The sequence below is a fragment of the Flexilinea flocculi genome (genome assembly GCF_001192795.1).
Lineage (GTDB): Bacteria > Chloroflexota > Anaerolineae > Anaerolineales > Anaerolineaceae > Flexilinea > Flexilinea flocculi.
Genome location: NZ_DF968181.1, coordinates 540,441 through 562,871 on the forward strand (window position 1 = coordinate 540,441; position 22,431 = coordinate 562,871).

At 40.6% G+C, this 22,431-nt stretch carries 18 protein-coding genes; 5 read left to right on the top strand and 13 right to left on the bottom strand.

All coding sequences use genetic code 11. From position 1 onward, the window contains the following. Positions 1-124: 124 nt before the first annotated feature. The 4 genes from ATC1_RS07255 to ATC1_RS07270 all read right to left on the bottom strand — a co-directional run bounded on the left by ATC1_RS07255 (position 125) and on the right by ATC1_RS07270 (position 8,524). Complete coding sequence (locus ATC1_RS07255) at positions 125-6,169, bottom strand: Ig-like domain-containing alpha-2-macroglobulin family protein (RefSeq protein ID WP_062279765.1); 6,045 nt, start codon at positions 6,167-6,169, stop codon at positions 125-127. A 369-nt stretch (positions 6,170-6,538) separates the two neighbouring features. After that, positions 6,539-7,327 (bottom strand): DUF1295 domain-containing protein, encoded by a 789-nt coding sequence (locus ATC1_RS07260; protein ID WP_201777254.1) that lies wholly within the window; start codon positions 7,325-7,327, stop codon positions 6,539-6,541. A gap of 8 nt (positions 7,328-7,335) precedes the next feature. After that, on the bottom strand, positions 7,336-8,175 hold the full coding sequence (locus tag ATC1_RS07265) for a DegV family protein (RefSeq protein ID WP_062279767.1): 840 nt from the start codon (positions 8,173-8,175) through the stop codon (positions 7,336-7,338). Between the two features lies 1 nt (position 8,176). Continuing rightward, positions 8,177-8,524 (bottom strand): hypothetical protein, encoded by a 348-nt coding sequence (locus tag ATC1_RS07270; RefSeq protein ID WP_062279769.1) that lies wholly within the window; start codon positions 8,522-8,524, stop codon positions 8,177-8,179. A gap of 376 nt (positions 8,525-8,900) precedes the next feature. Here ATC1_RS07270 and ATC1_RS07275 point away from each other — a divergent pair, with 376 nt between their 5' ends. The 4 genes from ATC1_RS07275 to ATC1_RS07290 are packed head-to-tail and all read left to right on the top strand — an operon-like array spanning position 8,901 to position 12,860. Further along, positions 8,901-10,316: a MerR family transcriptional regulator gene (locus ATC1_RS07275; RefSeq protein WP_062279771.1), complete on the top strand. Its 1,416-nt coding sequence runs from the start codon at positions 8,901-8,903 to the stop codon at positions 10,314-10,316. 9 nt (positions 10,317-10,325) lie between these two features. Next, positions 10,326-10,943 carry a peroxiredoxin-like family protein gene (locus ATC1_RS07280; RefSeq protein WP_062279773.1) on the top strand — a complete coding sequence of 206 codons (618 nt, stop codon included), beginning with the start codon at positions 10,326-10,328 and terminating at the stop codon, positions 10,941-10,943. A gap of 5 nt (positions 10,944-10,948) precedes the next feature. After that, positions 10,949-12,118 carry an ABC transporter permease gene (locus ATC1_RS07285; protein ID WP_062279775.1) on the top strand — a complete coding sequence of 390 codons (1,170 nt, stop codon included), beginning with the start codon at positions 10,949-10,951 and terminating at the stop codon, positions 12,116-12,118. Positions 12,119-12,140: 22 nt separating this feature from the next. Then, positions 12,141-12,860 carry an ABC transporter ATP-binding protein gene (locus tag ATC1_RS07290; protein WP_152024255.1) on the top strand — a complete coding sequence of 240 codons (720 nt, stop codon included), beginning with the start codon at positions 12,141-12,143 and terminating at the stop codon, positions 12,858-12,860. Between the two features lie 115 nt (positions 12,861-12,975). On the opposite strand, the gene ATC1_RS14710 is transcribed toward ATC1_RS07290, so the two are convergent. Beyond that, positions 12,976-13,128 (bottom strand): hypothetical protein, encoded by a 153-nt coding sequence (locus ATC1_RS14710; protein ID WP_201777255.1) that lies wholly within the window; start codon positions 13,126-13,128, stop codon positions 12,976-12,978. Between the two features lie 547 nt (positions 13,129-13,675). Between ATC1_RS14710 and ATC1_RS07295 the strand changes: the two genes are divergently transcribed. After that, positions 13,676-15,295 carry a peptidoglycan DD-metalloendopeptidase family protein gene (locus ATC1_RS07295; RefSeq protein ID WP_062279779.1) on the top strand — a complete coding sequence of 540 codons (1,620 nt, stop codon included), beginning with the start codon at positions 13,676-13,678 and terminating at the stop codon, positions 15,293-15,295. 173 nt (positions 15,296-15,468) lie between these two features. On the opposite strand, the gene tnpC is transcribed toward ATC1_RS07295, so the two are convergent. From tnpC to ATC1_RS07325, 8 genes are all read right to left on the bottom strand, one after another. Then, entirely contained in the window at positions 15,469-17,064 is a 1,596-nt protein-coding gene (tnpC, locus tag ATC1_RS07300; protein ID WP_062279780.1) for an IS66 family transposase, read from the bottom strand. Between the two features lie 82 nt (positions 17,065-17,146). Next, positions 17,147-17,482, bottom strand: coding sequence for an IS66 family insertion sequence element accessory protein TnpB (gene tnpB, locus ATC1_RS07305; RefSeq protein WP_172667732.1), 336 nt, complete (start codon positions 17,480-17,482; stop codon positions 17,147-17,149). 14 nt (positions 17,483-17,496) lie between these two features. Next, a complete protein-coding gene (gene tnpA / locus ATC1_RS07310; RefSeq protein ID WP_062279784.1) occupies positions 17,497-17,847 on the bottom strand; it encodes an IS66 family insertion sequence element accessory protein TnpA in 351 nt (116 codons plus the stop codon). Between the two features lie 701 nt (positions 17,848-18,548). Next, positions 18,549-19,538: a hypothetical protein gene (locus tag ATC1_RS07315; RefSeq protein ID WP_062279786.1), complete on the bottom strand. Its 990-nt coding sequence runs from the start codon at positions 19,536-19,538 to the stop codon at positions 18,549-18,551. Between the two features lie 142 nt (positions 19,539-19,680). Then, complete coding sequence (locus ATC1_RS15080; protein ID WP_269079294.1) at positions 19,681-19,809, bottom strand: hypothetical protein; 129 nt, start codon at positions 19,807-19,809, stop codon at positions 19,681-19,683. A gap of 200 nt (positions 19,810-20,009) precedes the next feature. After that, a complete protein-coding gene (locus tag ATC1_RS07320; RefSeq protein WP_062279788.1) occupies positions 20,010-20,966 on the bottom strand; it encodes a hypothetical protein in 957 nt (318 codons plus the stop codon). 143 nt (positions 20,967-21,109) lie between these two features. After that, entirely contained in the window at positions 21,110-21,322 is a 213-nt protein-coding gene (locus tag ATC1_RS14715; protein WP_152024256.1) for a hypothetical protein, read from the bottom strand. 114 nt (positions 21,323-21,436) lie between these two features. Further along, positions 21,437-22,387 carry a hypothetical protein gene (locus ATC1_RS07325; RefSeq protein WP_062279790.1) on the bottom strand — a complete coding sequence of 317 codons (951 nt, stop codon included), beginning with the start codon at positions 22,385-22,387 and terminating at the stop codon, positions 21,437-21,439. Between the last annotated feature and the right edge of the window lie 44 nt (positions 22,388-22,431).

Sequence of the window (22,431 nt, forward strand, 5' to 3'; positions counted from 1 at the left end):
CTTTTCGAATTTCGAATCACTGTGAATTGGAAAAAAACAAAGAAATACTGAATGATTGTTGTAATTGCATCCATCATCGTTTCATAACAATGTGAAAGGATGATGGATGCTTCGATTAAAGAACTTATTCTACGATGACCAGATCACTGCCAGAGCGTCCGAATACCTCTGGTGAATACATCTCCTCTGCCTTTGCAGGCGGTACGATGAATGAGCCGGGAGTGGTCGCACGAGCGAAATAACTGTACTCGTAGGCGCCTTCCCAGAGCAATGAGGTAAATGCCTCAATTTGTTCATCGCGCATATTTTGATGTTCATACCAGGGCAGCCACCAGCAGCAATTTCCGGAACGGTCTGCCGGATTCTGCGGTAGTGATCCGGTTACTGATAGTTCTGGATTAAGTATTTCCAGACCAGCCGGTAACGGATCAACCAGAGCCACATGGTATCTGCGGTTGTCTGCAGCCATGGATATTCGAATGCGGACACGTGCGCCTGCACGGATGTGCCAGGTTCCATCAGCATCTCGTGTGACATCAGAAGGATCATCCAGAGCTTCATAAGTCCTTGAAACGTAGAATCCTGCATCCAGTGGAGGCAGATTTAAATCATTTGGCACGTATTTCAATCCCAGACGGTAATACAAACGGCCTGGACCTTCTTTACTTAGAATTAAATCTTCTTGACCTCCGGCAGTTTTTGAAAGGATATACACCATCGGAATCAATATTTCATGTTGTTCTGTCGTTCGATTGTGGAACTCATTTTTACCGGCATAGCTATCTCCAAACCACATCTGCGCAACGAAATCAGGTTCTATGGCTTCATATTTCCTGAAGTATTCATTTAAAGCCAGCAGAACAAAGACATTATCCTGTGTACCACTCCAACGACCGTGATTTCTTGATGCAAGGAGACCATTGACAACCTTTGGAATTAAATCACTTTTCGGATCGTTTTTAATCAACGCACTAAGCAAGATCGCATCGGTTCTGCGATCCGATCTGAGTAACAGATAAGATTGATCGTCATAAGCGGTAACGAAATTTGCTGCACCCGCTGTTTCAACGGTGTGATTCATCACATAAATTTGAATTTTACTGATCAGATCAGGTAAATCGATCAATGGCCATAACCATCCAATGGCATCGATGGGAATCGCATCCAATCCATAGAACAGGATCAGATTCTCGGCTGCAACAGAATCACGGTCACCCATCAAATCCCGTACATACAGTGCATATGCGGTAATTGAAATTTTCGTTTGTTCGCTATACCACGCAGGGAAGTGGTCCTTCAGATTTTGCATGTAACCCAATACACTTTGCTGCATTTCAGCGGGGACATCATAGCCATTTTCCGCAGCCCTGAACAAGGCATGAGCCGTATGAACCGAGTTAAATGGATTGGATTCAAATCCGCGCTGCCAGGTTGGGAAACCTCCATCAGAATTTTGCATACCGGCCAACCGACTGATATCACGTTTCACCGCTGCTTCCAATTCTTCTTGCGGCGGCAGCCCTTCCGCTTTGAATGCGGAAAGAATATCTCGTAGCGAGGTAATCGCCAGAATGCGGCTGGAAAGCTGTTCCGAACATTCAAACGGGTAGTTTGTCAGATAAATTATGGCGTCCGTCAGCGATTGCAGCGCTGTCGCAGACGTTGTAATTTCCAATCCTCCAAACTGTGTGAAAACATCGGCCGGATAGTCAATAGCCTGGGCAGTAGTGCCTTCATCCAATATGCCGTAAGTGGCAAATGATTCGGATGATGCTGGCGTATAGACAGGTAGTTCGACAAGCGCGGCATCGGAAGCTCCAGTATCTGAGATAGCAGCAATTTGGATACGCGCTTTACCAGGAGATACTGTGGAAGCATCAAGCTGCACCTCGATTCTTGAATGCGCTGGAACATTGACGCGCATTCCAGGATGAAGCAGCGCTAAATTCTCTGTTTGGGCAGCGACGATGACATCCATTATTGCTGCTGTTTGGTTTTGGATAACCACCGGCATTTTGAATATGTCGCCAAAATTGAGGAATCTTGGCAAGGAAGGCCGAACCATTAATGGCAGACGAACTGTAAGACTTGATTCTCCTATTCCAAATTTCTTCCAATCCGGGTCTACTGCCGCGACCATGATTCGGTATCGTGTCAGATTATCCGGAACTTGTACCGGTATTCTGGCAGTACCATCCAAACCGGTTCGCACCGAAGGAGCGAATGCTGCCAGCGGATTGAAATCGGTTCTAACCTCAATTGTCTTATCTTCCTCTCCTCCTTCGAACATTTTTTCTTCTTTCCCTGACGCAAACATCGGCATCATGGCCATTTCTCCGCCTCCTCCTCCGCGGCCTCCTATCAACCGATCCATGCTTTTTTGCTGACTCTGTTTGGTCAGCGTCCAGGGATCGGTGAGCATGATGCTGGCACGTCCATAAATTCCTTCAAAAGAAGGAAACCGATAGGAATAGAAAATCTGAACCGGATCGGGAAGTTGAAATCCAGTCAGAGCAAGCACAGATTCATCCACAACCGCAATCGCCAGTTCGGCATCCGGGATCGGCTCACCTTTTGCATTTTTCACAGATACGGTCAACGTAGTCTCTTCCCCTGGCTCCAACTCATTGACATCGGGCGTAACATCCAGCGATAAGGATCGCGACAATGGCGGGATGTTCAGTGACAACGTTCCGCCGGCAAAAGCCGCCCGTTTAGGAAGGTCTGAAGCAGTAATACTCTCATCGTGCTCCCGATCGGATACTCCAACCAGTTCCACTTCGATATCGATATTGGGAATATATGTATCCAGAATTGGAATTTCTAATGTATATGATTCCGAATCCATATGAAACGTTTGTGTGGAAAGTATTCCGCTGCGGTTAATGATGGCAAGACCCTCAGCCGGACTGAACGGCGCCTGTACCAGAATGGATGCTGTATCGTCAGGTTGATATATTTCTGCATCCGGAATCAAGGTCACTTCTTCCTTTACTAATTTTCCGGATGACAGGGAACCGGCGCCGGAGACCCAGCGCGTGATGCGAGTCTGATTTTTTCTTCCCTGGCCATCTGTTACGATCGCTGTGATCTGATAGGTCCCACCGGAGGATGTTTCAAACTCGCAGGAACCCGGTTCTTTCCCTGACATTGTGGAACAAGTGACCGGATCTGTCAATTCCTCAACCCAATTTCCTTTTTTATTTTTCCAGGTTAATCGTCCGGCAATCATTTCGACCGATTGATCAGGCACAACAAGACCATCGACATCGGTAACGATAAAATCAATTTTTAAGGGTTGATTCATTGGAACGAAGTAATGATCACTGCGCAATCCAATATAAACTTCTGCCGGATGAACGATAAAAGATGACGAATCCGTCCATGCCTGACGGTTAACATCCATCACAGTTGCTTCAGCGGAAATTGTATAGGGACTGGGATCGATTGCTTTATCACCGCTGCTGTCCAGATCGATTGCCAGGTAGTGCATACCGCTCGCATCTGTTTTCCCTTCATAGGTCGATTGATTCGATTCATCTTCATATCCATAATCCCCGTAATCGTAGACCAAAGTCCACCAGGGTTTCCATGTTCCAAATGTATAATCAGGCCAATTGGGAGGAGCATAGTTGGTTATTACGGGCGTCACTTTCCAGGTGACATCCGCATTGGTTAAAGGATCTCCGGCATAATAAGCGGCTTTTACAGAAGTGATGGCACGCGCAACTTCTGAATCGGAGCTGATATAAAATGGACCAGCGGATTCATTTTGGACAGTAACTTCAAATTCCGGCCTTCGAAACTCTTCAATCTGGAATGAATGCGAAGTGTTTTTCCCAGGCATTTCTTCGGGAACGCTTTCTGCTGTGAGTCCAATGATCGCATTGCCAAGATTTACATTCTCCGGTATTTTAATTGCAAAATCAAATCCCCCCAGGCCGTGGATTTCAGCAAGACCATTGGCGATAACATTGTTCTGTGAATCTGATACGGAATAGTTGACCGATTTTATGGAACGATCCGGGGCTTGAACATCCCCATCCTGACCGCCTCCGATCTGGCGGATCCAACCCTTGACATGAACTTCTTCACCCGGCCGATACAGTTTTCTGTCGTCAAACACATACCACCTGATTTCGTCCTGCGGCGGCAAGGCTTGCCAGGCGTCCTGGTACCAATAATAGGGTGATCGCGGAAGAATCGCGGTTTCAGAACCCGATGTACCTGTCAGATACAAAGCGCCGGAAGGAATTGCAAATTTTGCCAGACCATCGCCGCCTGTCACAGCCGATACTTCACCGTTATCCGAGGCGATTTCCACATTTGGAATCGGTGACCCGGTTTGTAGATCGGTGGCCCTGACAATCATGTTACTGTGATCAAAAAATGCGTCCAGACCTATGTGACTGATTTGAACCCATACGATAATGGTCTGATAAAACCGCTTCCATTGCTCCTCATCCGATTCAAAGAAGGATTTTGGCGGTTGGACGATGATGGCAAAGTGTCCGCTCGAACTAGACATGAATTCCTGAAGATTAATATCAATTTGCGTCAACTCATCTTTCGGAAGATTAAGATTCATTTTTCGATCTGCCAGCAGAATTCCCGGCATCTGGGGAGATAATTCTTCATACTGCCAATTCTGTGCATAAAATTGAAAATCTGTCCAGTCAGAGGGTTGTACAGAATAAATTTGAACATTCAACCATTCGTGATTGATCGCATGGAAAGAAAAAATTGGCTGACTGGAATGGGGATCTAACGTCACGAAATTACGATCGGGACCGATAATATCTTTTTCTGCAGCGCCGATTTTAAAAGTAACCCGTGTATCTTTTCCCAATTTTTGCCCGTAAATATCTTGCAGATCCGCAGATATGGTAGCCGTATAAATCGTTCTGCCTTTTGTCTGCCCTTGCAAATACACCACATTATTGAAGGTGGAGAAAGTCAATCCCGGAATTTCCGGTTCGAACCGGATCCATTCTTCTTTAAAAAGTTCCTGATCTAATTCATTGTTGAATTCCATCGTCAGCGGAGAGAATGGCGGACAGCTTTCATTATTCCAGTAGCAATAGTAATCGGATATCGCCAACGGTTCATAGGTTTTGAAGGAATAATTTTGTACTTCCTGGTTTACGAGAGGCCCCTCAGCGGAAGGTGTCCCGGGACCGACTATCAGGGAGTAATTTGATGACGACTCCAGGGGTTCATAGGGTCGAAATGCCAGCCATCGACCTTCTACGGCATTTTTCAAGTGTTCCTGAAGCTGCGAATCAGAAGTAATTTCGGCTTCATCAACCAAAGTAAGGGAAAAGGTTTTTGGAACAGTTCCCTCTCCTGCAGCGCTCTGCAGGGTAATGGTATTCAAAACAGAAGCCGGATCGATCTGTTGGTTAAAAGATAAATAGAAGATGGGCTCAAGAGACAGCGGCGTTTCCGGATTTGGCCAGATTTCTGTGATGGCGGGCGGCGGTGTCGTAAATGTCCAGGTCACATCCTTTTGGAGTTCCTGCCCCGAAACTGATTTGGTGCCTTTGGGAATCGTAACCTGGTATTCGGTTGCTTTTGGCAGCCTGTTGATCGATTCAGAATCGTATTGAAAGGTTAACGTTTTTGTGCCGAGCCACTGCCAGGTTCCGGGAAGATTCGGCTCGATCTTGACCGGAACTTCTTCAAATTCCAGATCCTGCAAAGTGGAAATTGCAACCATCGGCTGGTTGAATGTTATGCTGATAACAGGAGCTGTCTCAATTTCACCTTCCGGTGAATACCTTAACACTTCCAGCGGCTCGTTTCCTATCCCTTCAGGAACAGGCGTTACGGTAAGCGGCGGGAACGGTTCCTGGATTGTTGTTCCGATTGTTGGGGGCAGCAGACTTTCTTCAGGAAGTTTAAATTCCACAATTTCTGATCCGGAAGGCTCTAATTTTGGAAGTCTGTTTAGAATTTGATCGATCTCTTCTTGCTTCAGATAAACTCCAGTGGCGGGAGGTTCCACGGTAGTCACACGCGCTTGTGATTGCCCTTCGCTGAGTTCGATTTCCAAATGGAAAGGATTGTCAGCTGCAGTCTGATCTTCTGCCAGTGCTATGATTGTGATCGAAAAAAACCACAGGACAAAAAGTGTTAAACACCAAAGGATCGTACTTTTAACTGTCATATTGATATCCTCCAACAAAAATCAGGCGTTTTCAGTCTGTCAATTTTTAAATATTTTGATGAGTTTTCCTATAACTCCATTGTACATTTTTTTGTGTCGATTCAATCATTCGTATATTCCGTTACTGTTTTCATATCGAAGATTTCTGGGAGAGATGAAGTGTTGCGAAAATATTTGAAGAACCTTTCAAATAAAGCAAAAAAATGGATGTTGTAATGATTTTGTGCTCTACGCAAAATCATTACAACATCCATTTTTTGCTTCATATTTCGGAATTGCTGGATGTGTCCTCGTGGTTATAAAATCATGGATTTATGGCATTATGGAGTAGAAATGCTTATGAAACATCCACAGTATGAGTTCATTGTTTCATTTTCGCTTCTTGGGAATCCAGGGAATGAAGAACGGTGTATTCTTGATATATTCCTGATATTTCGGATTCTGTCCCATTGTTTTCTCAAGCAGTTTTGCCCCGGATACCCGAACTAGTAATGTCGTCATGATAATCGGGCTGAAAATTGTCCACCACCCGCCGGCAGCGCTTGCGATAGAAAAATATCCCCACCATTGCATGGAGTCACCAAAATAATTTGGATGGCGGGTATATCGCCAAACGCCTGTATCCAATATTTTGCCTTTATTTTGCGGATTGGCGCGGAATTTTGCCAGCTGAAAGTCGCCGGAAGCTTCAAAGAAAAATCCAATCATCCAGAAAATGACACCAAGAAAATCGAAGAAAATGAAATGGTTTGGTGAAGGATGAATTTGTGCAGCCAGAAGCGGAGTGGAGATGATGCAGAGAAGCAATCCCTGAAGCAAGAATACTTGAAAAAGACTCCGCCACCACCAGGTCTTTCCTGCGTCAGACCGAAATTTCTGATATCTGCTGTCTTCAGGTTTGCGGAAATTTCGAATAAAAATATGTGTTGCGAGACGCAATCCCCAAATTGTAGCAAGGATGGAAATGAGGAGTTTCCTTCCCTGAAAACCATTTGGCGTCAGGAAAAAATAAATCCAGACCGATAGTACAAATCCGGCTCCCCAAAAGATATCGACGATACTGGAATTTTTGATAAGAAGACTGATCACCCACAAAATAATCATGAGGACAAGGATTACAGCCAGGTTAATGCCGAAGATCGTTTGAATGGTCATCATCTCAGTCTCTATGTCTCTTTCTGCACACAAGCAAAACCTAAAACTCCCGATCCCAGGTGCGCTCCTAAAACCGGATTAACAATTCCAAACAGGATCTCCTTTTCAGGGAACAATCCTGTAACTCGGCTTTGAAGTAATTGAAGCTGATCTCTTGAGCCGGAATAGAGAAGGGCTAATTTTTCAAAAGGATTCAACGATTCGATTTTGTAAATCAAATGTTGAATGGCATTCTTTTTGGTGCGTTGCTTTTCAATACCCGAAATTCCCTGATGCATTTTCAGGATCGGTTTAATTTGCAGTAAATCTCCGATGGTTGAGACAAATCGGTTCATTCTCCCGCTCTTCCGCAAATATTTCATGGAATCTAATGCAGCCCATACATGGGTTCGTTGGATCTGATCTTCCAATACGGGTAAGATTTCTTTGACCGTTCGTCCTTCCTGGGCAAGCTGGGCAGCTTTTTGAACTAAAAAACCGGTTCCCATACTTAAGGATTGTGAATCCAGGACAGTCACTGGTACAACCAAAGTATCTTTTGCTGCTGATTGGGCAATATCCATTACGCCGCTTAATGAAGTCGAAATATGAATCGATAAAACTTCCGACGCCCCTTCATCATATAATGTTTGATACAGGGATCGGAATTTTGTCGGTGACGGCACTGCTGTTGTCGGGTAGTCTTCATAGAAAAGCATTTTTTCATAAAATTCTTCTCGACTGATGTCAATCCCATCCAGAAAATCATGATTTCCGATCCGAACATAAAGCGGCACCACACAGATTTTCAGGCTTTTTATGATTTCAACGGGCAGATCACAAGTACTGTCTGTTACGATACGTACAGTCATATTATTTCCTGATGATGAGAATAAGGCCAAAGACAATTTCTACTGCCAGACTGATCCAATTGGAGGAGACTGCTGATTTATCAACAAAAATGAACACGATTCTAACTGCTGCTATAGCCAAATAACCTAAACCAAGGATGCGATATCCATCTTCTCCAAACAGGAATGGTGCAACACCCAACGCAATGAATAACGCACCAAAGATCGATCGAATTTCCGTTATACCACGTGGTCCACTGGCAATTATTCCGGTGAAGTTATCGATTGCGGTTGGTTTAATTAGTGAAAACAATCCTGTCGCAGCAGTGCCGATGGCTGCAATACCTTTTAATATCATGAGCAGATTCATTGAGATTCTCCTTTTTTTATGTTGAAATTTATACAAATAAAAAAATTTCCCTGATTTTGGATTACTGTTTTCACTTTTACCGATTTCTTATTGGTAAGGGCAGTCCTTTAACAAAAACAATAACCATAATGTTTTCATAATTTATGTTAATCGATCTGGAATTAACCGTCAATATAATGTTTGTAAAATATAGACAAAAATATGACAAGATTCATCATGGTAATAATGCGTTAAATTACCTGTCGAATGCGAGGAATTACTGGTTTGATGAATTACACGCGCCGTGTTTTATAGATGACGAAAGATAAAAAAGCAGAAAATATATTGACAAAACATAGACAAAAAGGTAAACTAAGGAACGACAGGAAAAAATAATATGATCAATCGTGTTCCGCTATTTAATCTCAATGCAGTCCTGAAAGAAACCGGTTTGACAGCCGATGTCTTGCGCATTTGGGAGAAACGGTATCAATTGCCTGCTCCTGAACGTTCCAAGGGAGGGCAGCGACTATACTCACAATATGATATCGAGACAATCAAATGGCTTCAGAATCGAATACGTGAAGGAATTCGAATCGGGCGTGCTGCCGAAATTTGGAAAGAATTCGTGAAAAATGGCAACGATCCGTTGACAGTCGTGATTTCGAAATCTCCTATAGAAAATTCAACATCTGATCATGAAAATTCAATGGATGACTTGAGGGCACAATGGTTGGATTATTGCTTAAAATTCGATGAGGTAATGGCTGACGAAGTTCTTAAAAAAGCTTTTGCTCTCGGTTCGATTGAAAGTGTATGTTCCAATGTTTTACAAAAAGGTTTGAATTTTGTCGGAACGCAGTGGTATCAGGGAACGATTTCAGTTCAGCAGGAACATTTTATTGCAGCATTGGTAATTCGTCATCTCGAGACACTGATTTCAATTCTTCCCTCATCGTCACGTTCTGAAACAATCTTGCTGGGATGCCCCGAAGGTGAGCGCCATTCGATTCCTATCTTGATGTTGAATCTATTCCTCCGAAGAGAAGGATATAAAACCGTGTTTTTGGGCGCTGGTATTCCAACGAGCGAGTTGTTGAATGCAGTAAAAATAATTCAACCAAACCTGGTGATTTTATCAGCTCAGCAATTTCATACGGCCGCGACGCTTCAGACCGCAGCCAGTATCTTCCTGAAAAATTCCACGCCACTGGCTTATGGTGGCGGCATTTTCGTAGATATACCGGAATTGTGTTCTCGGATTCCGGCTTATTATCTTTCAGATGATTTATTGGAAAGCATCAAACGTGTTAATATGTATTTCACTGCACCTCAACAAATCCCAACTGTTTTTCAAGTTGACGAAGCTTATCGACAGGTGAATGAACTTTATCAGCGTTCTCGGAGACAAATTGAACTATCTGTGATCCAGCAATTTGAGAAAGAAACATTGTTGATGCCTGTTCTTGAATCAGCGAATTTTCGTTTTTATCAGCAAATTTCTTCTGCACTTCAATTTGGAGATATGAATTTCTTAAAAAGAGATTTGGAATGGCTTTTGGGCATGATGTCTTATGCTCGAAAGGAAAATACACCAGGCAATGCGATTCTTGTTGAAGAAACTGTTTTAAATAATTGGATGTTGGATGAGTCTAAGCAGATCCTTCGTGAAAAGCAATCTTCTGATTATGTGTTGAAATTTGTCATTGCATATTCAAATGCTATTGCAGTTTACATGGGCAGTTCGGGAAAAATAATTACCGATTTTCTCAAAAGTTTCTTGATCACAAAACATTATTACCCTTTGCAATAAGGAGAGGTTATGAACAGAAATCAGCAACTTACGTTTTCATCCAAAGCTCCGGATTTAACGTTGTTTGATACCAATGGTCAACCGGTTTTTCTCTCGGATTTTTGGAAAAACCGACCGTTATTATTGGTTTTTTCACGCCATTTTGGATGCACACAATGCAAAGAAATGCTGCAAAAATTTTATGCAGAAAAAGAAAGAATCAATCAAGCAGGATTAAATCTTGTGATTGTTTTACAAGGAACCATCGAAGCATCAGCAGAATTTGCTGCTCAATTTGCTCCAGGTATCCGGTGTCTTGCCGATCCGGAGCGAAAAGCATACAAAGCTTATGGATTGCAGCGCGGAAATATCTTCCAGACATTTCTTAACATTAAAGTCTGGAGAGCAATAAGAGAATCACGTAAAAAGGGTTTTAAGGTGGAACCGCCTCCGGCAGGGCAGGATTCGATGCAAATGTCCGGAATATTTATCATCAGCAGAGAAGGAAAAATCGAATTACCATATTACTTTGACCACATTGCTGATCATCCGGCAATTGATCTGTTGCTGCATGGCGTTCTTTTTACACGCTGGGATCAGCCATTTGAAGGCCCCATTGGCCAGTTTGCTTCAAAAGATCAGGAGTAGAAAATATGAAAAAAATGTCCATTGCTGCCTATCTGGCTGTAAAAGAAATTTGGAAATTTCGCGGCCGTTTTTTGTTGGTCAGTCTGGTGATTGGTTTAATTACACTTCTGGTTTTGTTTATCGCTGCACTGGGTGAAGGATTGGGTAATGGAAACCGGGAATATCTTTCCAAGCTTGACGGTGAACTGATTGTTTACCAGGCGAAATCTGATTTCTTAATTCCTGCCAGTCGATTGGATCTGAATCGTTTCTCTGAGATCAAAAATGTAGAGGGAATATCTGATGTCGGATTATTGGGAACGGCAAACAGTCAATTATTGTTATCCGGTGACGATAATTTTCTGAAAACTGCATTGCTGGGAGTTGAACCGGGTCACGTGGGCGAACCAAAAGTAATCGAAGGCAGCCAATTAAGTGCTGCTGATGCTGATGAAGTTATTTTGGATCGAAATGTGATTCTTCGAAGCAATATTCAACTTGGAGATACCATCACCATCCGGGTAACACAAGGTACTGAGGATCAAGTTTTCACGCTGAAGGTAGTCGGTATAACGGATGGACAGCAGTATGCGCTGCAGCCATCGCTGTTCGTTCCATTTTTTACCTGGGATCGTATTCGACCAAAATCACAGGCTGAGATCAATTTTTCTGATCCTGTCGCAAATGTTTTCATTGTCAAAGTGGATCAACCGGAAAATGTAGAAATAATCCGTGACAGAATCGAAGAAAAAATCGAAAATGTTGAAACTGCAACCCGGAAAGAAGCGATACAAGCGCTGCCAGGATATTCCGCACAGCAAAGCACTTTAAACACACAGGGTGGATTTACTTTATTCATTGGTATCCTGGTGATCGGGGGGTTCTTCCAAATCCAGGTGTTGCAAAAAATTTCGCAAATCGGTGTCTTGAAAGCGATCGGATCAGCAAATTCGGTTGTAGCATGGGCTTCCATTATTCAGATTACACTGATTACAATGATTGGGGTAGCGATTGGTGCCGGATTGACCTTTTTATTCTCATTATTTTTTCCACCTCAGGTACCGATTGTTTTCAATGGTACGACGACAGCTATTGCAATCATTGCGCTGTTGCTGATTGGACCTCTGGGCGGATTGGTGTCCATTCGATATGCAGTGCGGATTGAACCACTGAAAGCTTTGGGATTATCTTCATAACAGGGATCTTAGGATGACAACAATGAATGCATTAGAAACAAAATCGGTAATTAAAACTTATCAAAGCGATTCAGGTGTGATTTCTGCAGTGGATGATGTGTCACTGAATGTGGCTTCTGGTGAATTTGTCGCTCTCGTCGGTCCCAGCGGTTCCGGAAAAACCACCATGTTGTCCATTCTTGCCGCGTTATTGAAACCAACTTCCGGGCAAGTGTTGATCGATGGGGTTGATCTCTCCAGTCTGGATGATTTTCAGCGGGTCAATATGCGCAGAGAGAAAATTGGTTTTACCTTTCAAGCCAACAATTTGGTACCTTATCTCAGTGCCGTAGAAAATGTCGAATTAATGCTGCGCTTGAATAACAAATTGGATAAAGCTGGAAAATTGCGGGCACGAGAATTGTTGGCGCGTCTTGGTTTGGGGGAACGATTGAACAACTACCCTGGCCAAATGTCCGGCGGACAACAGCAGCGCGTTGCGATTGCCCGAGCTTTGATCCACAATCCGAGCCTGGTGTTGGCCGATGAACCAACTGCCAGTCTGGATACGGAACGTGCCTATCAGGTTGTGGAAACCTTTGCGAGTTTGATACACGAACAGAATCGAGCCGGGATTATGGTCACACATGATTTAAGGATGTGTGAATTTGTTGATCGTGTTCTGATCATGGAAGATGGAAAATTAACCAAAATTCTTAAAGATCGAGCTGATATTCGGAAATTATCATCAGCTCGAAATTAAATAAAAAGAGTCTGACTTTTTTCTGATTTTCGAAAAAAGCCAGACTATTTTCTTATATATGATCCGGATTTCGAAAGTCCATTTTTCGACGTTCCAGCTGAATGATCGATAACGTCTAAACTACCGTCGGGACTTCCGGGTTATTGTTGGCAAAATTCTGCAGGATGACCAACGGTTCGTAGCTGCCCGTATTTTTAATCTCGATGCCTTTCTTTGCAGCGTCTTCCGAAACAAAAAATTCATCGCCGGAAATTTGGTCGTATCGCAAAAGGCCGGGTGCTTCACATTCAAAAGCGCCAAATCGACCGTGTCAGATTGATCAGGTGTTGTCGATGCGCCTTGAAAAACTTGATGTTCTACTTATCGAAAAATGCGTAAACCTGCGGAGAATTGTCAATAATCGAAGTGATTATGACATAACATCATTTTGAAAACAGAATTGGCTTATTTCCCAGTTTTATCATTTGGAATCCCATTTTCTCTTTTTCTCTCTCTGTCAAAAAGCATGTTCTTATTTCGAATTGCTGGATACTCGCATTAAGTATATAATTTTATATACTATTGAATAAATTCGTGTTTTATATACAGAAGTTAATAATCAGATTCTAACTATTCAAAAATAAAGTCAACACCAAATCATTATCATTGACAAGGATAAATCAGTTTCATCATAAAAAATGTCCGAAGTGTTCCATTAATTCACAAGACATTTATTCTTTTTATGATTGTCCTTTCTTGATGAGCGCTTCGTTAATATTTGTGCATTTTTTCTGCTGATAGTGACGGACCCAATTAAACCAATCAGGAGGACGATTATGTTTCGTAAATTTATCAAACTCATTATTACCAATATTTTATTTCTCTCTGCTTGCACTCCTCAAGCTCCTATTCAACCAGTGGTTGAAAGCACTTCCACAATAGGAAATAAACTCGAAACACAAAGGCCAAGCAATGACAGCTTGACTCCCACCGGTTTTTATTGGCCGACTGGTACAGACAACTGGGTAACAGGGGGACCATACATGGGCCAAGCCTGTAAGCCTCCCTACACTTATGACGCCGGTCCCGGAACTTATCATATAGGCTGGGACATCATGCAGGATGAAAATACATCGGTTCGCGCAATTGCAGATGGGCAAGTGGATTGGGTTAGCACAGGTGGCTGGGCAGACGATGATTACAGCACTGCTACACCCCAGGTGGATCAAAACGTAGCATTAGTTATTAAACACAAACTCAATGACGGCACCTCCTTCTTTGCAGTTTATGGACATATCCGCACTGATTTGATGCAAAACGCTACCGTCACAGCAGGAGAGGCTATTGGAACGATTGGCCCCTGGAAATACGGCACTCACCTGCATTTTGGGATTTATGAAAGCGCCATAATGCCGACCAAACATGGTCGCCTTCCCTGCCCAGCGTTAGGAGATGCCTTCGAAGCGAGCATGCTTGATGAAAAACAGTGGCGGAATCCCTATGTGTGGATCACTACAAAATATCCGGGTAATTACCTGGAGAATACGGCAAGTTCCAACAGCGTTGCATCTTTTGGAGCTCTAGCGCAATCCATAACTTCAAACCAATTACACGGCAAAATAGTTTTTGTTGCAAGTAAAACAGTCAAGCCCAATTCTCTTGAAATATTAGACCTTGATAGCAATCAAAGAAGGCAAATTGCTCATGGAAATGAGTACCTTGGTCCCACTTTCTCACCTGATGGTACCAAAATAGCATATTACACAACAAATTCAGGATTAGGCGAAATTAATATATATGATGAAACCGACCAATCCACCAAGCAGATTGTTAAGCTTGATGTTGTGGATTCAAGATCGCCATTGGAAGGGGGTGGTTTTTCTTATTCAATTGCCTGGTCCCCCGACGGTCAACGAATCGCTTTTCTTATACCGGATTCCATACTGATAAGCGATATCGAGGGAAAAGAAGTAAGAAAAATCGCAAAGGCAATAGTCCCGGGTTCTCTCTCCTGGTCATTAGATGGAAGCAAAATTCTTTTTTCTGCTAGTAAACCTGAAGAACCGCAAAAAGCCATGGGTGCAATTTTTCTTCTCAACATTGAGGATGGAAAAATTGAGAAGTTTATCGAGGATGATAATTACCATTCACGGGATGTTGAATATTCTCCTGATGGTCTTCAAATCATATATAACACGAGTAAAAAGGATGGAACATCACACGGAGAATTACACTATTATGTAATGGATTTACAAAGCGGCGTAGTTAAGGAGATACTTGGGGCAGATTATTTATATAATCCGCATTGGGCTTCATCACATGAAATTTTATTTGAAAAAGTGGATTTAGGCGGATCGGGTATCTCAGCCATTAATCTTATTTCGAACGAAATCTATTCAGTCATTCAACCCCCACTAATTGATGGTGGGTTTGATTACTACTCAGCAAATCAATAATTCTATTCCATTTCACAAAGGATGTAACAAAACAGCAATTCGAAAAGGGTTCTTCCTAATTTCGTATTGCTGCTAACGATTCCGGGAACTTCAAGCATAAGCCGCTGGATAACAGGCTTGCGGTTCGTAAGTAAGCGATCAATAATCCAACGTCATCTAAGAACGGAAGATATCTACTTTAGGGCGCAATTTTGTTGGATGAAATTATTCCAAGGCATTAATGATTCAATGTCTTCGTGAGATGGATTTTCTTCGAGCATCGGGAGTTCTGTAAGCAAGCGAAGAAGATAGCTGTATGGATTAAGCCTATTTGCCTTAGCAGTTTCCACAATGGAATACACCACAGCACTGGCTGTAGCACCATTAGGCGTATCACTGAAAAGCCAGCCTTTTCTACCGATCACAAAAGGACGAATAGCATTCTCGACTTGATTGTTACTGATATCAATTTCGCCATGGTCAATAAAAGTTTCGAGGTAAGCTTTTTGATTCAGAGAATATCTGACAGCATCAGCAAGTTTGCTGCCATTGTCTGGAATGAAAGACTGCAACCATAACCAGAATTCATCTAAAATTGGCTTGCTTTCTCTTTTTCTTGCTTTACGTCTGTCATCATTCGAAAGATTTACAAAACATTTTTCCAATTCAAACAGTTTATTGCAATATTCAAAACCAACAACAGCTTTAGAATTCTTTGCAGTAGCTCCATTCGGCATTGCATCATGCCAATACCGGCGGAGATGTGCCCAACATCCTGCTCTGGTTACACCTTCCAATTTATTGTATCCGCTGTAACCGTCAGTGATTAATATTCCATGGTATCCATCCAGAAAGTCTTTTGCACAATCTCCCTTCCGGGAATCATGATAATCGAAAATCCGTATCGGATGAGTTCCCCGGACTGCCGAGGCATAGACCCACATCTCAGATTTCGATGTCGCTGCCTTCCCAGGCTCTTTTAAGACTTGAACCGTCGTCTCATCAGCGTGTATAGCTTTTTCTTTCAGCAATGACTCTTTCATCGCATCATAAATTGGCATCAACCAATTTTGTGTCGAAGTAATTACCCAGTTTGCCAACGTATTTCGTGGAATGTTTATACCTAAACGCTTCCATTCCTGTTCCTGGCGATAGAGCGGCATACCTTCAACGTACTTACTGGTCATCACGTCTGCCACACTTGATGGCGATGCAAGACTGTTCTTCATAACAGGCGGAACTACTTTTGCCTCTATAAAATGTTTTTTCCCTGTGGCTTCATCTACATCAAGACTTACATAGACATTAGTATAGAAATCGACCAATGAAAAACTTTTTGGAACGATAATCATCTCAGTACGAATACGCTTTTTAGCAACAAATTTGTATGGTCGCCCGAATTTGTCTATTCGCTGTTCAAGAGGTACGTCATATACAACTTCTGTCCGAGGCAGATCTTTGCAGATTTCTTCCCGGGTTCGTTTCTTTTTCCGTTCATGTCCCTTGACTAAAGTGACAAATGTTTCCGGGGTCGGTTCTGGTGATTTTTCGTCTTGCTCTTGTTCAGCTTCATTAAACAGAGATGGCTGACACTGGTTATCAGCGATGACGTACTTGCTTTTCTCACTGTGCTGACCGAATCGATTCCGTTGAAAGTTGAGTAATATCTGATTCAATCGTTCAATTTCGTGATCTTTCGTATTGAGTTGCTGTAGAAATATATCAATGACCTCTGGCGAAGTTCCCGGATATTTTTTAAGGATTTCCCTTTCCAGTGTGGTCTTTTCCATGAGGTAATTATCTCACAATACGAGTAATTTTCACGGAATATATGTCCTTTTTATGCCTCAATTACTCTTGAACTTTATTCTTCTAAAACAGATCTCTTTGCTTCGTCTTTTGAATTGATCTTGCCTGATAAATCGACAGACCATCCATCAGCCAACGGAACTCTTGCGGCGTGATCTGTTTCAGCTCTTCCGCGTTACGAGGCCATTGAAACCGGCTGTCTGCCAGTCGTTTATATAGCAGAACATATCCTGTACCGTCCCAGAATAATCCTTTGAAGCGATCGGATTTCCGGCCACAGAATAAAAACAGGCTGTCTTCTTCCAACGCTTGCCCATATTTATTTTTTACAATCACGGCAAGACCATCGATGCCTTTTCGGATGTCCGTGTAGCCGGTTGCCACGTAAAAATGATTCATATTCTCCAATAGCTTTAGCATATTTCTTTTATCGCTTTCAGCACGGATATGATATCCGTTGGTTCCGCCCCGGCCGGGATGTCCAGGATGTAACTCATATATTGGATCTGAATTCCACGCTCACTTTTTTCTTTTTTCTTCGGAAGTTCAACTCGGACGATGGCTTCATCCTGGTTTTCGTTTTCAGCTACAGCAAGTTCCAGCGCCGCTTTTCGCACTTTTTTCAACCAATAATAATAGACATGCTCTTTTATCTCATGCCGGGCACACCACACTTTGATTGTCAAACCACTTTCATGGCAACTTTTGACAGCGGTGGCCATCTCTTGTATTCGGTAGGTTCTTTTTGCCTCTTTTATCTCCATTCGTTTTCCTCTCGCTTGAAAAACTCGGATTACAGTTTTTCGAGTTTTTCTAGATGTTTTTACTGATGAGAGGATTATCCGTTATTGATCAGAGGTTTTCAATCCGTCTTCTTATTGATCGCTTACGTTCGTAAAGCGTGAGAACTATCTTACCCAAAAATCCACTATTCCTCTGGAGCGCCTTCGTAATTTCTGGTATTCTGCTTCATTCAGGAATGCAGCGGTATTCAGATTGTTTGTCATCTCAAAATCTGACCTGAATTTTTCCAAATCTTGAAGATCTTTCTCGTATGCTCTCGCCAAAATAATGAATTGATCCTTGATGGCAAACCCGCTGTTTTTTCATTTATAAAACAGCGGGCTCAGGAATTGCTGGTGAGTCGAAAAATCAATTGCGGCTCAATATTTCGAAAGACCGGTCGAAATTTCAAATTACTGATTCTAATCGGCAAAATTCACATAACTTTTTAGCTTTACAAAATTGTAAAAATGATCCATAGAGGAATTTATTACATTCCTCTACGGAAACTAATGATTTCCGATTCTTTTCGGTAATCTTATTTTTGCGACTTTCGGCTACTTTCCATTTTATGATCGATATGAGCGGACGAAACCTTAAGATCCGCCAGTATAAAAGATAGCTCTTATGTATTCTATGTTTTTACAACAATTCTAAAAGAATTGATAAGCGAAGCTTCGATCTATTCAACAACCTCAGTAGTATGAATTTTGTATAACACATTCGAATCGAATTTTGGAATTAAATACAATTCCTCGGGTAAGGATTCATCGATTTCCGCATAAACAAATTTAATTTCTTTTTCAATTTCCTGTAATGGAGCCAATGAAAGATCTATCCATTCATTCCAATAGATCCTGTCTTTTTCTTCATTGTTCTTTAGATCATAAAGTTGAAAATAATCCTCAAAAACAAAAGATCTTTGTTTTGTCTTATCCAAATTCTTCACCTTAATCACTGATTGTATTTCTTCTTGATCTGAGTCTACAAGAAAATCATTGCTTAAGTCTATCTGATAATCATCAACAGTGAAAGAATTTGTAACATCATCCAGTATTTCTCTTTTTATTTCAGGAATATTTGGTTCCATATTTTCAGAAATCTTTATTTGTAGGTTGATTCCTGGAAAAACAAGACTCTGATAATTCATTGCCTCAGGAATTGCAAAATAAAAATAATTGGGTTGATAATTATTAAAACCAATAACGGGAATTGGAATCCCCTCATATAGGTTTTCATTGTGAAAATCCTGCTCCACTCCGAATTGAGCTGGATAATCCACACCAGCATCAGTCGTTACAAATAACAAAATTTCCGATTCTGGTTTAAGTGGTGCTAATAAATCATCATGAGATAAATATTCTCCAATCATTTTAATTCTATCAAAAATAGTCTTGAAAATATTAGGATAATCATCAAGTTCATAAATATCCTGATCCGCTCTGATCCAAAAATTACACTTAATGTCTTTCCATCCTTCAGGAGAAAAGTCAAGATAAAAGTCAAGATCAGTTTGTTCACAATTGATAATTCCCAGATCTATATTTACTTCGTCATAGGATATTACTCCATCAATTCTCTCTTTGGCCATTCCTGTTTCGGAACTGAAAAAAAGAAAAAATACAAGACAAGCAGTAATGCTTACAATAATTTTCAAGTTATGATTCTTCATGATTCACTCCTTCGATGTTTGGTTTTCGTATAATGAACATACTCTACATTCATTATTTATTTGGGACAAACGATTATTTTAAGTCTTGATAAAAGGATTTTGCATTCTTCCGAGATTCCGTGATCAATAAGATGTTCCTTGTTTACGGTTTCGATCCATCCGGACAAGGTTGTATTTCCCAAGCATTTTTTACACTTTCAATTTCTAACACTTCGTAAGAAGGTGTCAATGCTCCTGAAACCGTCCACCCGTCTTCCTCTTTTAAGAACATGAAACTAAATGCATCGATAATTACCGGGTTTACTCCCAAATAACTTTTTAAATTGAGGAGTCCAATTCTTAAACCATATCGTTAATCAGTTTTTAGAGAAATTGCGTAAGCGGTCAATAAGTAGACTTATTGACCGCTTACGTTTTATTTAATCGATGATTTTTCAACAATTGAAATAGAATGATAAGAAAAATTGAATGTTAATCAACTCTAAATTTAATTTTATAGAATTTATTTGAATCAGATTTATCGATTAGAAATATCTCATCAGATTTCCTAACCAATTCAATGGTAAAATCAAGAACTCTTTCCTCTTCCTGTAATGGGGCTAAATTATAATCAGGGTCTTTCATTTCGAATTGACTATTTGCTCTTAGGTGATAAAAGCTATATAATTTACCAATATTAAATTTTTTTTGTTGGGTCATATCCAAGTTTTTTACTTTTATGAGTGAATTGAACTTATAATAGTTTTCACCTTCAGGAATGACAACCCAATCGTTGGAAAGTTCGATTTGAATGTCATCAATAATGATACTATCAGGAACACCATCCAGTATTTCTCTTTTGATTTCAGGAATATTCGGTTCCATATTTTCAGAAATACTAATTTGTAGGTTGATACCTGGAAAAACAAGACTCTGATAATTCATTGCCTCAGGAATTGTAAAATAAAAAGATAAGGTTTGTGAATAATAATCATTTGGATAAATTGCGGGAATTGGTATCCCCCCATATTTGTTAATTGTATCAGAATAATCAAGATCATTTTTTTCGATACGGACTGTATAATTCACACCAGCATCAGTCGTAACAAACATCCACGTTTTCGATGCTGGATCATGGGGTTCTAAATATGAAACAAAAAGCTCATAATCAATTTCACCAAATACACTTCTAAAAATATCTTCTTTATCAACTGTCAAATCTTTATCTGGTCTGATCCAAAAATAACACTTTATGTCTTTCCAACCTTCAGGAGAAAAGTCAAGATCATCCTTTTCACAATTAATAATTCCCAGATCAATATTTACTCCGTTATACGGTATTACCATATCAATTCTTTCTTTGGCCATTCCTGTTTCGGAACCTAAAAAAAGAAAAAATACAAGACAAGCAGTGATGCTTACAATAATTTTCAAGCTATGATTCTTCATGATTCACTCCTTCGATTTTTGGTTTTCTTATAATGAACTTATTCCACGTCCATTATTTATTTGGGACAAACGTTTTTCTTAAAGACTTGATAAAAGGATTTTGCATTCTTCCGAGATTCCGTGATCAATAAGATGTTCCTTGTTTACGGTTTCGATCCATCCAGACAAGGTTGTATTTCGCAAGCTTTTCTTACACTTTCATTTTCTAACACTTCGTAAGAAGGTGTCAATGCTCCTGAAACCGTCCACCCATCTTCCTCTTTTAAAAATATGAAACTAAATGCATCGATAATTTGCGGGTGGACTCCCCAATACCAGCTAAATGGAGAATTCCAATTCTTAAACCATATCGTCAATCGGTTCTTAGAGAAATTGCGTAAGCGGTCAAATAAATAGACGGATTGACCGCTTACGTTCTATTTAATCGATGATTTTTCAACAATTGAAATGGATTGATTGATAAAAAAAATTTAATGCAAATAATCAACTCTATATTTAATTTTATAGAATTTATTTGAATCAAATTTTGCGATTAGAAATATATCATCAGAATCCGTACCCAATTTAATGGTAAAATCAAGAACTCTTTCCTCTTCCTGTAATGGGGCTAAATAAAAATAAGGTTTATTGATTTCGCATTGACTATTTGTTCTTAAGTTATAAATTCCAAAATATTGGCTAATATTAAATTCTTTTTGTTGGGTCCTATCCAAGTTTTTTACTTTTATAAGTGAATTTAACTTATACCAACTACCTTCAGAAATGACAACCCAATCGCTGGAAAAGTCGATCTGAATGTCATCAATAATGATACTTTCAGGAAAACCATTCAATATTTCTCTGTTGAAATTAGGAGTATTCAGTTCCATATCATAGGATATCATAATTTCTTTGTTAATTTTAGGAAAAACAAGACTCTGAAAATTCATCGCCTCTGGAATTGTAAAATAAAAATATCCAAGTTGAAAATCTTTATCAAAAAGAGAGGGTATTGGTATTCCTTTATACATATTGAAGGTAAAATTAAAGTATTCGTATTCAATTAAGGCAGGATAATCTACACCAGCATCAGTTGTTACATAAAACAAATTATCTTTTGATTCTGAATCAATAGGTTTAAGATATGAGTTATCAACCACATCACCAAGACCATTTGTAATGTCATATAGGTAAGAAATAAGCATGTCGTCTTTTTGATCTTCTCTTATCCAAAAATAACACAAAGAATCTTTCCAACCTTCAGGAGAAAAGTCAAAATCAGCCTTTTCACAATTCCAAATTCCCAAGTCAAAGTTTACTTCGTTATAGGATGTTTCTCCATCAATTCTCTCTTTGGCCATTCCTGTTTCGGAACCGAAAAAAAGAAAAAATACAAGACAAGCAGCGATGCTTACAATAATTTTCAAGCTTTGATTCTTCATGATTCACTCCTTCGATGTTTGGTTTTCAAATAATGAACATACTC